At 38.6% G+C, this 13,689-nt stretch carries 10 protein-coding genes and 1 riboswitch; of the genes, 4 read left to right on the top strand and 6 right to left on the bottom strand.

Annotated elements, in window-relative coordinates; translation table 11 throughout:
* The first annotated feature begins 76 nt into the window (after positions 1-76).
* The 3 genes from MVE01_RS02545 (at position 77) to lon (ending at position 4,082) form a co-directional block, all read left to right on the top strand.
* Positions 77-772: a prepilin-type N-terminal cleavage/methylation domain-containing protein gene (locus tag MVE01_RS02545; protein ID WP_472560591.1), complete on the top strand. Its 696-nt coding sequence runs from the start codon at positions 77-79 to the stop codon at positions 770-772.
* A 112-nt stretch (positions 773-884) separates the two neighbouring features.
* Positions 885-1,532, top strand: a complete 648-nt coding sequence (locus tag MVE01_RS02540) for an outer membrane protein assembly factor BamD (protein WP_472560590.1) — start codon at positions 885-887, stop codon at positions 1,530-1,532.
* A gap of 129 nt (positions 1,533-1,661) precedes the next feature.
* Positions 1,662-4,082: an endopeptidase La gene (gene lon, locus MVE01_RS02535; protein WP_472560589.1), complete on the top strand. Its 2,421-nt coding sequence runs from the start codon at positions 1,662-1,664 to the stop codon at positions 4,080-4,082.
* Positions 4,083-4,128: 46 nt separating this feature from the next.
* On the opposite strand, the gene MVE01_RS02530 is transcribed toward lon, so the two are convergent.
* From MVE01_RS02530 to MVE01_RS02505, 6 genes are all read right to left on the bottom strand, one after another.
* A complete protein-coding gene (locus MVE01_RS02530; RefSeq protein WP_472560588.1) occupies positions 4,129-4,494 on the bottom strand; it encodes a response regulator in 366 nt (121 codons plus the stop codon).
* A gap of 5 nt (positions 4,495-4,499) precedes the next feature.
* Positions 4,500-7,661, bottom strand: coding sequence for an ATP-binding protein (locus MVE01_RS02525; protein ID WP_472560587.1), 3,162 nt, complete (start codon positions 7,659-7,661; stop codon positions 4,500-4,502).
* 13 nt (positions 7,662-7,674) lie between these two features.
* Positions 7,675-9,135 carry a hypothetical protein gene (locus tag MVE01_RS02520; RefSeq protein ID WP_472560586.1) on the bottom strand — a complete coding sequence of 487 codons (1,461 nt, stop codon included), beginning with the start codon at positions 9,133-9,135 and terminating at the stop codon, positions 7,675-7,677.
* A gap of 17 nt (positions 9,136-9,152) precedes the next feature.
* Positions 9,153-9,569 (bottom strand): PAS domain-containing protein, encoded by a 417-nt coding sequence (locus MVE01_RS02515; RefSeq protein WP_472560585.1) that lies wholly within the window; start codon positions 9,567-9,569, stop codon positions 9,153-9,155.
* Positions 9,570-9,632: 63 nt separating this feature from the next.
* A riboswitch (cyclic di-GMP riboswitch) is annotated at positions 9,633-9,707 on the bottom strand.
* A 171-nt stretch (positions 9,708-9,878) separates the two neighbouring features.
* Positions 9,879-11,672 (bottom strand): excinuclease ABC subunit UvrC, encoded by a 1,794-nt coding sequence (gene uvrC, locus MVE01_RS02510; protein WP_472560584.1) that lies wholly within the window; start codon positions 11,670-11,672, stop codon positions 9,879-9,881.
* Positions 11,669-12,169, bottom strand: a complete 501-nt coding sequence (locus tag MVE01_RS02505; protein ID WP_472560583.1) for a DciA family protein — start codon at positions 12,167-12,169, stop codon at positions 11,669-11,671. The genes uvrC and MVE01_RS02505 overlap by 4 nt, the downstream gene beginning before the upstream one ends.
* A 54-nt stretch (positions 12,170-12,223) precedes the next feature.
* Between MVE01_RS02505 and MVE01_RS02500 the strand changes: the two genes are divergently transcribed.
* Positions 12,224-13,672, top strand: a complete 1,449-nt coding sequence (locus tag MVE01_RS02500) for an L-aspartate oxidase (protein WP_472560582.1) — start codon at positions 12,224-12,226, stop codon at positions 13,670-13,672.
* Positions 13,673-13,689: the final 17 nt, after the last annotated feature.

The raw sequence follows: 13,689 nt of genomic DNA, 5'->3' as shown, positions 1-13,689 counted from the left end.
GAAATTATGATTAACACATTCTTTTTAGTCAAAAAGGGATATACTTTGTGTTATTTGACACACTATAAGGTTTGATATGCATAAAACAAAGCAGGCTGCATTTACAATGTTGGAACTGGTAATGGTAATAGTGGTATTGGGGGTACTTGCAGCAGTGGGGATACCGAGATTAGACAGTGATGTACAGCAACAGGCAGCGGACAATATACTCTCAGCCATACGCTATACACAGCATCTTGCCCTTATGGATGATAAGACAGATCCAAGAAACCCAACAGGACAGCCTTGGCAGAGAAGTCTTTGGCATATACGCTTTGCACAATATACAGAAGACGGCACAGTAAAATGGTTCTATACGATCTCTTCCAGCAGGGATGGAGACAATAACGTAGACTTGAATGAAGTCGCAACTGATCCGCGTTCAGGGAAACCGATGTACCATCTTGCAGGAAGCAGTACGATCGGAGCAAATGAGAGCAGCAGTATATTTCTTGGAAAGAAGTATGGGATCACAAATATTGATTTTAGCGGATGTGATACACCTGTAGGTGCAACAGGGACATCAGGTATTGCAGTACAGCATGTTGCTTTCGATCATTTGGGAAGACCCCATAGAGGCATTTATAATGCAGCAAACAATGATGCTACCCTCATGCATGGAGACTGTACGATAAAATTCAGATTTTTAAATTATCCGGATATTCCGGATATGTTTGTAACCATAGAACAACAGACGGGACATGCTTTTATAGTAGGACAGCCCGACTCGTAAGTGTGTTTTATAGAGAAGCGTATGGAATTTTATATATTTCTTCTTAAACCTAATACACTTTTTACATACATTGAGATATCATAAAGTTTATGATTATATTTGAAGGTAAACAATGAAATTAAAAAGAACTATTTTAGTAGCAATAGCGTTAGCATTTTTATTTGTAGGCTGTGCCAACAAAGATGAAGTAGCGGAATTCAATAAGCCGGCACTGTACTGGTATAAGAAAATAGGAAAGAGTATCAGTGACGGTAATATGGATAAGGCAGATGCCTATTATATCTCTTTAAAAAGTGAGCATATGCGTTCACCGCTTATGCCTACAGCCATTATGATGCTGGCACATGCACATATGAACAAAGAAGAGTACCTGTTGGCAAACTACTATCTGGATGAGTACAATAAACGTTTTGGTGAAGGAGATGATCGTGAATACACAGACTTCATGAAGCTTAAAGCTGCATTCCTCGGGATCAAAGATGTCTACAAGGATCAAAAGCTTATTATGGATTCTATAGCCAATGCGAACAGATATCTTGTAAGGTATCCGGGTTCGGCGTATGCACCGCTTGTCAATACGATCTTGATCAGACTTCATATGAGTCAGTATCTGCTCAATGAGAATATTGCAGCACTTTATGAAAGAACCGGTAAGCCTGATGCTGCAGAAATCTATAGAGAGAAGAACAGTGATTCTGTGGTGGAAATGACCGATATTACTCCACCGGAAAAAGGGATCATCGGGAAGATTTTTGATTAAAATATAAATATGTAGGGGCAGATTCCATATCTGCCCTAATTTGCGTATTTGTTTCTTGAGCAGATATAGAATCTGCCCCTACAATAAATGATTAAACCATTCAAATAAATTACATTCTAGGAGATACCTATGCAACTCAGTGATTATGATGCATTTCCCACTACTTTACCTATTGTCGTAGAAGATGAACTTTTCCTTTATCCTTTTATGATCAGCCCCATTTTTCTTACAGATCAGAAAGATATCGATGCTGCTACGGATGCCATGGAAAACAACTCTTTACTTTTTGTAACATCATCTGTTGCCGGGAAAGAGGGAAGTCGTGATTTTGATGCGATGTATAAGGTTGGAGTGGTCGGCTCTATCATGCGTAAGGTACATATTCCTGACGGCAGGGTTAAAATACTTTTTCAGGGACTTGCCCGCGGTGAGATCATAGAACCGATCCCGGGAGATTTTAACCGGGCAGTGATAGACATTGTCAAATTGGACAGCTATAACAGACTTAAAGCAGATGCACTGATGGGAATTTTAAGAGATAAAATAAAGATACTCTCTTCCATGAACAGCCATTTTCCCGCGGATCTTGTACGTACCATAGAAGAAAATGACGAGCCTCATCGTATTGCAGATCTGGTATCTTCGATGCTGAAACTTGATAAAGAAGTAGCGTATGCACTCTATATAGAGCCCAATATTGAAAAAAGACTGCTTGAGCTTATAGATGTGATCACTTCAGAGATAGAGTCAGCCAAAGTACAAAGAGAGATACGGACAAAAGTACATTCCAAAATAGAACAGACCAATAAAGAGTATTTTCTAAAAGAGCAGCTCAAAGAGATACAGCAGGAGTTGGGTATGGATACGCAGCGTGAAGAGGAGATCGCTGCCTTTAGAGAAAAAGTAGAAGCACTGAAGCCCTACATGCAGGAAGATGCATTTAAAGAGATCAGCAAACAGTTGGATCGTTTTGCACGGATGCATCCTGAAAGCAGTGAAGCGCATGTGATCCAGAGTTATCTGGAATGGGTACTTGAACTTCCTTTTGGAAAAACAAGTAAAAAAAGTCTCTCGGTCGAAGATGTTTCCCAGGAGCTTGACAAAGACCACTACTCTTTGGAAAAACCAAAAGAGCGTATTGTCGAGTTCTTTTCAGTACGTGAACTCGCACAGCTTAGAGGTGTGAAGCAAAAAGAGATCGGAGGGGTGATCCTCTGTTTTGCGGGACCTCCGGGAGTAGGGAAGACATCATTGGCAAATTCCATTGCTACAGCATTGGGACGTCCGCTTGTACGCATGGCACTGGGTGGACTGGAAGATGTTAATGAGCTTAGAGGGCACAGACGAACCTATGTGGGAGCAATGCCCGGACGAGTCGTGCAGGGACTGATAGAAGCTAAAAGTATGGATCCTGTCATTGTACTTGACGAGATAGACAAAGTAGGTAGAAGTATGCGGGGTGACCCTACAGCAGCACTTCTTGAAATACTAGATCCTGAACAAAACAGCAAGTATAGGGATTATTATTTGAATTTCAATATTGATCTGAGCAAAGCGATATTCATTGCTACTGCTAATGATGTCGGACGTATACCTGCGCCGCTTCGTGACAGAATGGAATTCATAGGACTCAACTCCTATACGCCTAAAGAGAAATTTGAGATCGCAAAACGTTATTTGATCCCTCAAGAGTTAAAGAAACATGCTTTAAAACGCAGAGAATTCTCTATTTCAGACAAAGCATTGAAAATACTCATAGATGAATATACCAGAGAAGCAGGGGTAAGAAACCTCCGTAGAAGAATTGCTTCACTGATGAGAAAATGTGCAAGAAAACTCTTAGAAGACAGAAGTAAAGATGCCATACACATCACGAAAAAGAATTTAGAGAAATATACCGATAAAAAAGTATTTGAAATCTCTCTGGTTGATACCAAACCGCAAATCGGTGTGGTATCGGGACTTGCATGGACTACTGTAGGCGGGGATGTGCTGACCATTGAAGCGATCAAGATCAAAGGCAAGGGGGCATTGCAGCTTACCGGAAGTCTGGGGGATGTCATGAAAGAGTCTGTACGTATTGCACACTCTGTCGTAAAGATACTCATAGACCAGAGAAAGTTGACTATCCCTTCTTCTGTCATACCACACAGTGCCAAAGAGAGAGAAGAGCATATTGCTGTAGATGCAAGTGAAGTCTATAAGCGTTATGATCTGCATATCCATGTACCCGAAGGTGCAACCCCAAAAGACGGACCGAGTGCAGGGATCACCATGGTAACAGCGATTGCCTCTATTTTGAGTGAACAAAAAGTAGATAACAGGGTTGCGATGACAGGGGAAGTGACTTTAACCGGGAAAGTCCTTCCGATCGGTGGATTGAAGGAAAAACTTATTGCTGCCTATAAAGCGGGTGTGACCAAAGCACTTATTCCTGTAAAAAATTATGAACGTGATCTTGACGATATACCTCATGAGGTAAAAGACCATATTAAAATTATAGGGGTTTCAACGGTAGATGATGTATTGAAAGAAGTTTTTGTAAAATAAGTCACAAGTCCGGAAGGACTGTGTTAAAAGAGAATGTTTGAAATTCCTAAGACCACTGTTCGATCTTGCCGAACAGGTCATCTTCCTTAATGGGTTTTCTCAAAAAATCATTGGCACCATTATCAAAGACTTCTGTTTTTCTTGTATCATCAGTAGAGAGGACGATGACAGGTATATGAGCATTTGCCATATCGGATCTAAAGATCTTTAAAAACTCTATTCCGTCAACGATCGGCATCATGATATCCAATAAAATAAGATTGATATCAGAGTCCTTTTTTAATTTATCCAGTGCATCTGAACCATTTTCAGCCTCTAAAATATCTGTTACGCCTGGATTCTTTTTAAGAAGAGTCTGTAATAGTTTTCTGTTAATGAAATCATCATCAACAATGAGTACTTTTAATGCCATCGGTGTTATCCTCTATTTTTTTTAATAAGATCTTGTATCTCTTCTTTTGAATTTACGGTCGTGATTATAGCCAGATTATCATTAGATTGACGGATGCTGTCGGTAATGAGTTCTTCATCGGTAAAGAGTATGTCATATTTTCCTAATGCAAGTTCATTTTCAAGAAGATCCACACTGCTTAAAGTATCATATGCATATCCAAGATTGTCGATCACTTTTGTTAGAACACGACTCTCTAAAAAGAGTTTTTTGGCGATCAGTATCTTTTTGTCTAAAGCGTGATCTTCAGATGGTGTTTCATCTAAAGATATGATACTGTCTTGCTCTTCTTTATGTGAAGATTCTTTTTTACGTTTATTACTTGTCTTGGTTGCCTTATCTTCTATTTTTGGTAAAACTGATCCTTCAGAAGAAACAGTTTTTGATTTATCGGAGAGGAATTTATTGAGAACATACAGCAATTCACTTGTCTCAATAGGTTTAGTGATATACTCATCCATACCTTCACCCAGGAATTTTTCTCTGTCTCCTTTCAGTGCATTGGCAGTCAATGCTACAATAGGCACATGAGGGATCTCTTCATCCTCTTCATAGTCAAGTATCTCATGGGTCGCCTCAATACCGTCCATAACAGGCATCTGGATATCCATAAAAAGAAGGTCGTAATCATTATTTCTGCGTTTTTCAAAAGATTCAAGACCGTTATTTGCCAGATCAACAGTGATACCATGCTCTTCAAGGATTCGTTTGATAAGTTTTTGGTTAATAATATTGTCTTCTGTTACCAGTATCTTCGCATCAAATTTCGTAGCATGTGCAGGTAAAGCTTCCTCAATGAGTTGAGGTGTTGTATTGGCACTGTTACTGAGTATATTTTTCAGCTTGGAAAGTGTGACAGGTTTGAATATAACATTGTCCTGTGATATACCCATCTCTTCGATCTTATTACGGCTGGTTACATTTGCTATAACGATCAGTTTTGATTTGTCAATATTGGCAATAGCATCCATAATATTCTGCTTGGCTTTATCGATATCTATCCAGTAACTCTTGCAAACATCATTATCATTCAACTCTTTAAGATCAGCAACAGATTCAAAATGTTTGACAGTTGGTCCAAAGTATTCAAAATATGTTTCCAGATAACTGTCAAGTTTTGTAGGAACATCCTGTTCATATTTACCGATAGTCATATTTTTAAAGGCATGCGTATAATTCATATCAGTAGATGTGATCTCTTCAAGAGGTAAGGAGAAATAGAATGTTGTACCGTGGTCTTTTGCACTTTCAAGTTCTAAATGCCCACCCATAAGCTCAACAAATTGACTGGAGATCGTTAATCCGAGTCCTGTACCTCCATATTTACGTGTAACAGAGACATCTGCCTGAGAGAAGGCATCAAAGATACGGGATTGTTGATCTTTTGTCATACCGATCCCATTATCCTGAACAGAGAAAGTGATCTTGGGATTAAGATCATCTTCAGCCTGTGTTTTTCTTATTTCAAGATTGATCTCTCCGCCGTGACTTGTAAATTTGATTGCATTGGAAAGAAGATTGATCAGGATCTCTTTGATCTTGGTTGGGTCACCTTTAAGTTTTTTACTGATCATCGGATCCATATAGAAATTAAGATCAATATTCTTCTCAGCGGCTCCTACAGAATAGGTTTCAATGGCACTTTCAAACTCTTCCTGGGCATCAAATACGATATTCTCGATCTCGATCTTATTGCTTTCAATTTTGGAAAGATCAAGAATATTGTTGATAATACTCAGAAGATTTTCCGAACTTTTATCAATGATGGAAAGGAATTCATCTTGTTCTGCAGTCAGATCTGTACTTCTTAAAATTTCAGTAAAGCCGACAATACCGTTCAGAGGTGTACGGATCTCATGGGACATATTGGCAAGGAAAAGTGATTTGGCTTCATTGGCCTGAAGGGCTGTAAGTTTATCTTGTTTTGCATTGTCTACCAGGGTTTCAAGGAATCTATAGGCTTCTTTTGTTCCCTCATGCGTATCAAGTTCAATATTTTCTATCGCAGCAGTATCTGAGGCAAGATAATGCTCACTGCTCTTCATTTCATCGACTGCTTTATTCAGTACATCTTCAAGTTCTTTAATATTTCTGGAAATATCACGTGTTGTAGCATATCCGAGGAATGCCAGAATAAAACTCAATAACCAGATTGCTGTAGCAATGGCAAGCAAAAGAAGTTGTTTTTGCAAATAGGTATCACTCTTTTTCCATAAAGCATTGGAGGTTATCAGTTCAGCTTTTGAAAGTAAAGAAATTTTTTGGGTCTGCAGGGCAAACCAATCCATAGCTTCTTCCGCATAATCTCCGTTATCAACATCTGTCTGAATGGCAGAAGATGTCTCTGCCAACTCTGTAAGAAGTTCTTTGGCTTTGGGAGCATTGAATATCTTTGCCAACTTTTGATGAAGATCAGGGTTGCTTACCTGTTTAAGATCAAAGGCATTTGCTTTGGTTTTGAACTGATCCCATAACGCGATCTCTTCAAAGGACATAGAAGCTTTTTTTGTCATATAGTAAGCAACAAAGCCTCTTTCGAGAGCACTATTCTCTTTTGCGATCGAAAGTTGGGAAAGTGTGGAAATAAGGGAGGACATTTCAGTATTTAATACAAAATTATCTATTTGGGAAAGGTTGTCAAGTATGGGTGTGGCAAATGTTTTAGTGTAGCCGTCAAAAAAGATATGTTTAAAATCTTTACTGTTTGCATCTACTGTTTTTCTAAGACCGGATATTTTTCCAAGATTGTGAAGTAATTTTTGGTATTTACCATTATCTATAGGTTGATTTTCACCTAAAAGTTTTAGAAGTAGCGGAATATAACTTGTATCTCTAACAACCAGATTTTTTTTAAGTGTTTGAAAAGATCTGTCTGTATCGGTTCTTTGTTTCTTTAAAGAATCACCAAACTCTTTTCCTTCGCTTCCCATGTAAAGGGCAGTAAGACCACGTTCTTTACCTATTTGTACCAATGTATTGCCAAGATAGGCATTGTTACTTAAGACGGTTTTTAAAGCGTGTGCTTTTTCAAAATTCAAATATGAAGTTACAAAGAAATAACTTGATAATAAGATAAGAAGTACAATCGGTACAAGTCCAATGAGCTTAAGTCTATTTCGTATGGTCATCGTTTATTTCCTTTTATTTTGATATAAGATTGATTTGCATTTCAAAAGAGAGAAAATGCGCCCAATAATCTTTGATCAATGTTTCCAGCTGACTGCTGTCTTCACAGAATTGGATCTTATAAAGGGTATCAGAGAGTGGATTGATACGCAAGTTGCTTGATGCTCCCTTAAGCAAGTGACCGATCTTTTGGATCGTATCCAAGTCGCCTTTTTCATAGGCAGCTAACATTTTTTTTGTTTCTGTATGACCTTGTTCTATAAAATCATGTACGAACTCCTCTATAAGTTCTACTGGAAGACTAAGATCATTGGCTGCTTCTTCCAATTGAAAATCAAAATGTATAGGCTTGACATCATCAAGATTGATCGTTCCGAAACCTTCCGTACCGGATGGTTTAACTGCGATATCTGCTTCTGCTAACGGAGCTGATACTTCTTCTATTATATCGGCTTTTTGTGTCGTAAGTCTGGACAAGGTATTGTATAGAGTGCTTACACTGCTGTTTTGATTCTCTACCGATTGGTTTTTGATCTGTGTGATGATCTCTGTGATCATAGGAAGATGCAGAACACTTGCAAGATGTGAAAGTGTGGTAATGGCATGAGAACGTTTCTCGTCTTGATCGCTTTTAAGATCTTTTTCCAATGTAATCGCTGTATCTATATATTCATTGAGGAAGTTGTTATAATCTTCTGTAGAGATACCGATCTCTTTACTGATATGTTCTATATTGATCAGGATCGGAGTATGATCCTCTTCTTGTAAGTCTGCTTTCTGTTCGTCTGTTTCCTGAAGTGATATCTCATCTATCGTTTCTTCAGGAGCATTAGGCAGGAGAAGGTCAAAAAGTTCATCACTGCTTTCTGTTTCATTTGGTAATATTTCTTCATGATCCTCTCTGCTTGTCTCTGTTTCCTGAAGATCCATAGGGGTATCATCCAAAAGAGATATTTCTTCTTCTGTTTCAGTAACCGTATCGTTAAAAGATATGGGTTCATCATCTAGTATAGACAGATCATCATGTGTTACAGTATCTGCTTCTGGTGTAGTTATCTCTTCCTTAAGAGAAAGAAGATCTTCTTCAGGAAGGGACTCATCAATTTTCTCATTCTTTTCAATGACTTCTTCTAAAGCTGTATCTGAGACAGGTATATCATTTATTTCATTACTTCCGATAATAAGAAGATCTTCTGTGAAGTCTTTCTCCGGAGAAACTGATACTTCTTCAGATATTTCCAGCTGAACCAGGGTCATGTTTCCCAAAATGCTGCTGAGAGTACTGATCTGAGTAGCATAGGATTCTTCTCCCTGGGATGTTGTGATCGTGACCTTATTCTCAAGAGAAGATGTAAAAGTAATGTCGCCTAATGCTATTTTGGTATAAAGTTCATCTATGCTTTCTATGTGAAGTAAGCCTAAAAAGCTACTGTCGGCAGCAATGATCTGATGGTTGTGATTGGTTATATAATACATGATGTGTACAACTCCTTTTATGAATGATTCTCTTTTTCTAACATATCCCTGTATAGAGGGATGATCTCTTCTATTTCTGTTTCGTCGGCAGGTCTTCTTGCTGCAGTATATCCTGTGATCATATCATCCGTTTTCACAGGTGCGATATGTGAATATACCCAATAATATCTTCCGTCTTTTCGAAGATTTTTTACAAGGCCTGACCACTCTTTTCCTTCCTGTATGGTGTTCCATACTTCTTTGAATGCTGCTTTTGGCATATCTGGATGTCTAACGATATTGTGATTCTTTCCTGTAAGCTCATCCTTACTGTATCCTGAAATTTCACAGAACTTTCGATTGGCATAGGTAATGATACCTTTAAGATTTGTTGAACTTACGATCAGACCTTTTTCAAAGGTATACTCTTCATCTATAGGCTCAGGTGTGTGCACAGGATACTCCTTTAAATGAGTCAAAATTGAAGAAAGGGTTTTCAGAAGAAGTAATAATGCTACTCTGGTAACCTGGCAATCTTCAAGAGACCCATGGTTTTCTGCCCTCACTTCACAATGAGTTTAGCTTTGTCTCGTAAATTATAAATTCAAATATCTTATTTCAGTGAATATAAGTTTTGATATAACTTTCCTACTATAACCTTATAACAAATAAACTAAAAATAGCATGAAAAAGATCATTTTTCTAGTAAAAAATATGAAAAAGGTTTTATAACGGTAAGTCTATCAAAAAAATGTCAAAAAATGTCAATGAATATCCTTTTCTTTTAAAATAGTGGCAATTTGCCTGTTGGTAACCTGCCGAATAGTTTCAAATGATGCATTTTCTATCGCTTCGAATGTACCAAAATAATCAATCAGTTTTTTAACAGAGGCTTTCCCGATCCCTTTTTTATTAAGTAGTGAAATTTGTGTATCTTCTTTTCTTTTTTTATTTTGATGATAGGTGATAGCATAGCGGTGTGCTTCATCTCTTTGTCTCTGTATCCAGTGAAGCCGTTTGTCATTGGGTTTGAGTTCAACAATACCTTGTGTTGAATAGATGATATCTCTTGCTGCACCTTTTGCACGGTGTGCCTTGCTGTCAAGCTTCTCTTTTGCTATGGCTATAACATCAAGATTGACATGTGCCTCTTGTAACAGTGCTTTAGCAAGATTGAAGTTGGCCTGTCCTCCATCAAGTATCCATAGATCAGGTGCAGGTTCACTGGAAAATTTCTCTATTCGACGTGAAAGCATCTCTTTCATCTGTCCGTATTCATCTCTGGCATCTAATGCATAACGTCTATAGCTGGACTTATCCCATTTATTTTCATTCCAAACAACCATTCCTCCGACAATAGCGACCCCCATCATATGAGAGTTGTCAAAAGTCTCTATGCGGTATGGTATGACTGAAAGATCAAAAAGATCAGCGATCTTCTGTTCCATGATGGTGTCATTTTGTTTTTTACGCAGCAGCTCCTCACAGTTTTGCAATGCAAGTGAAACAAGCTTGGCTTTTGCTCCTCTTTGGGGAGTAAGTATTTCTATTTTTTTATCAAAGCGGATGCTGAGACTTTGGGAGACCTGCTGCGAGTCTTCAAAGGTATGGGCAGTGAGTATCTGTTGAGAGATATGAGGAGTATCTATAGTATAGAATTCCAGAAGTGCCTGTTTATAGGCTTCATTTTCATCAAAAATATGGGTATGCCTAAAGTAGGTATGTGTAGAAGAGATAATTTTTCCTTGACGCATAAAAAGTTTCACAATTACTCCCCGTTCGTCACCGTTTTGTATGGCAAAAATATCCAAGTCAAGTGTATTGGCAAGATCAATATTGGAAGTAATAGTCAGGGAGGAGATAGTCTGAATGGAATCTCTCATTGCTCCTGCTTCTTCATAACGTTCCTGTAGTGCAAGGTTTGTCATTTTCTCTTCAAGTATAGTAATGAGTTTTTTACGTTTGCTGATAGACTCTTTTGCCTGATCTACTATCTTGGCATATTCCAAAGGAGTTACTTTCCCCTCACACGGAGCCAAGCATTTTTTTATCTGGTAGAAAAGACAGGCTTTTCCTTCTTTAAGGCAAGATTTTTTCTGAATAAGAGGGTAGACTTCATACAAAGCATCATACAGTGCTTTTCCGCCGGAAGGAAAAGGACCGTAATAGGTGATATTTTTGCCTTTTACCACTTTTCTGGTAATTTCAAATCGTGGGTAATCCACAGATTCATCAATGTAAATGTAGGGGTAGGTCTTGTCATCACGCAGAAGAATATTGTATTTGGGTTTAAGCTGTTTGATAAGGGAGTTTTCTAAAATGAGTGCATCTTCTTCGGTTCCCACTACAATATATTCCAGACTCTGTGCTTCATGAAGCATTTTAATGATGCGGGAACTCTGGCTGGGATTTGGTGTGAGTCGGGGAGTAAACCGCCAGTAGCTTTTAACACGGTTTTTAAGATTTTTTGCTTTACCTACATAGAGCAGCTTCCCATTGGCGTCAAAATATTGGTAAACCCCGGCAGAGTCAGGAAGATTCTGGATGATCTGTTTCATGGAAGCTGCGCTTTAATATCTGCTTTGATTTTTTCAAATTTCTCTTTGAGCTCTGTATCTTCAGTGTAAATGTCAAAATCACTCGAAGCCAGTTCATTATAATAAGGTATGGTCGTTGCATTACCTTCATTTTTCTCTATGGTATGATATTTACTGTGAAAAACTACTACCTTTTGGGCTTTGAGCATTTCACATTCCTGATCATGGGTTGTAAGCTGTGTTAATACGCTTTTTAATAAATCTCTATTATAATTAAGTTCCATTTTAAAGCCCGGATGTGTGACTGCAACAAAAAGTGTATCATTCTTTATGTAAATGAATGCAATTGCTTTTTGCCATTTTGCTCCCAGAAGTGAGATATACTTCTTATAGCAGTTCTGTTGCTTTAAAACTTTAAATTGAGGTTGATTGCTAAGATGAGACAAAATAACAGACACTTTTTTCATGCTGTCATTATAGCATCTGTTTGCTGTATGGTATTGACTGCTTGCGGACATAAAACAAATCCGATCTATGTACCCGATAATAATACAACAGTAAAAGGATAAGATGTGTCAAAATATGATGTACTGATCATTGGAGCCGGGATCGCAGGGCTTTACGCCGCAATGCAGTTGCCAAAGACTAAAAAGGTACTGGTTGTTTGTAAAGATATTCCCTGGGAATGTAATACTTTTTATGCACAGGGAGGGATGGTTACCGCCTTGAATGAGGCAGATATTCCTTTGCACGTGGAAGATACCATGGCAGCAGGTGCCTACCACAATAATAAAGAAGCTGTGGAGATCCTCTCACGTACTTCGCTTGAAACCACAGCAGATATTATTGCCAAAGGGATGGAATTCGATAAAGATGAAGAGGGAAATATCCTTTATACCAAAGAAGCGGCTCACTCTGTAGCACGGATCGTCCATGCAGGCGGAGATGCAACAGGGCGTTATATGCACTATTTTATGATGGTGCAGAATAAACATAAACTTCAAAAAAATACTCTTGTGTATGATCTGCTGATAGAGAACGGCAGATGTTACGGGGTAAAAGCCACAGTGAATTATGAACCTACGACCATTTATGCTGATGATGTCATCATTGCCAGCGGAGGAGTCGGTTCCCTTTATGCCTACAACACGAATTCCCGTACGGTCTCAGCAGATATACATGGTATTTGTGTTGAAAAAGGTATTGAACTTTCCGATATGGAGTTTATGCAGTTCCACCCGACGGTTTTTGTAGATACCCCTTATGCAAGGAAACTTCTTTTGACGGAAGCACTTAGAGGAGAGGGAGCTCATATTGTGGGAGAAAAGGAAAATCGTTTCCTTTTTGACTATGATGAACGCGGGGAGTTGGCAAGTCGTGATATTGTTGCCCGGGGTATATTTGACTATAAGCGCAAAACAGGAGAAAATGCCTATTTGGATTTCTCGATGTTTGAGGAGCAGTGGTTCCATGAACGTTTCCCCAATATTACACATACTTTTGAAGCTTTGGGTTATCATTTCCCAAAAGACAGAGTTTCGATCTCTCCGGCATTTCACTATGCAAATGGAGGGATAAAATGTGACACACATGGATGTATTGAAGGGATGGAAGGGCTCTATGTTATCGGTGAAGCAGCACGAACAGGTGTACATGGTGCAAACCGTCTGGCTTCCAATTCACTGCTTGAAGGAGTGGTTTTTGCAAAGCGTGCAGTAGATCATCTTTTGGGTAAAAGACATCAGGCAGTCAAAACACCTGCTTTTGAGAAAGATTACGGTAATATTCTGCACAAAGAAAATGATAAAACCTATAAGCAGAAATTGCGCCAAGTGATGTGGAATGACATAGGAATTATCAGGACGACCAAAGGTTTGCATGAAGCAAAAAACCTTATCTATGATATGAAAAATCAAGAGATAGGACGGCTGCTTCAGTTGCGTCTTAATACCGCATCGGCTATTGTTGAGGCAGCGCTTGCGAGAAAAGAGTCTTTGGGCTCACACTATATAGAAAACTAACTACATACAAGGAAAAA

The sequence above is a fragment of the Sulfurovum sp. genome (assembly GCA_026990595.1).
GTDB lineage: Bacteria > Campylobacterota > Campylobacteria > Campylobacterales > Sulfurovaceae > Sulfurovum.
The sequence above is the reverse complement of the archived record's forward strand: the minus strand, read 5'-3'. Positions and strand labels throughout refer to the sequence as shown.

Excerpts from the sequence above, each read along its gene's own strand:
- MVE01_RS02545 (WP_472560591.1), top strand. The coding sequence starts at position 77 with ATGCATAAAACAAAGCAGGCTGCATTTACAATGTTGGAACTGGTAATG.
- MVE01_RS02540 (WP_472560590.1), top strand. The coding sequence starts at position 885 with ATGAAATTAAAAAGAACTATTTTAGTAGCAATAGCGTTAGCATTTTTA.
- lon (WP_472560589.1), top strand. The coding sequence starts at position 1,662 with ATGCAACTCAGTGATTATGATGCATTTCCCACTACTTTACCTATTGTC.
- MVE01_RS02530 (WP_472560588.1), bottom strand. The coding sequence starts at position 4,494 with ATGGCATTAAAAGTACTCATTGTTGATGATGATTTCATTAACAGAAAA.
- MVE01_RS02525 (WP_472560587.1), bottom strand. The coding sequence starts at position 7,661 with ATGACCATACGAAATAGACTTAAGCTCATTGGACTTGTACCGATTGTA.
- MVE01_RS02520 (WP_472560586.1), bottom strand. The coding sequence starts at position 9,135 with ATGTATTATATAACCAATCACAACCATCAGATCATTGCTGCCGACAGT.
- uvrC (WP_472560584.1), bottom strand. The coding sequence starts at position 11,672 with ATGAAACAGATCATCCAGAATCTTCCTGACTCTGCCGGGGTTTACCAA.
- MVE01_RS02505 (WP_472560583.1), bottom strand. The coding sequence starts at position 12,169 with ATGTCCGCAAGCAGTCAATACCATACAGCAAACAGATGCTATAATGAC.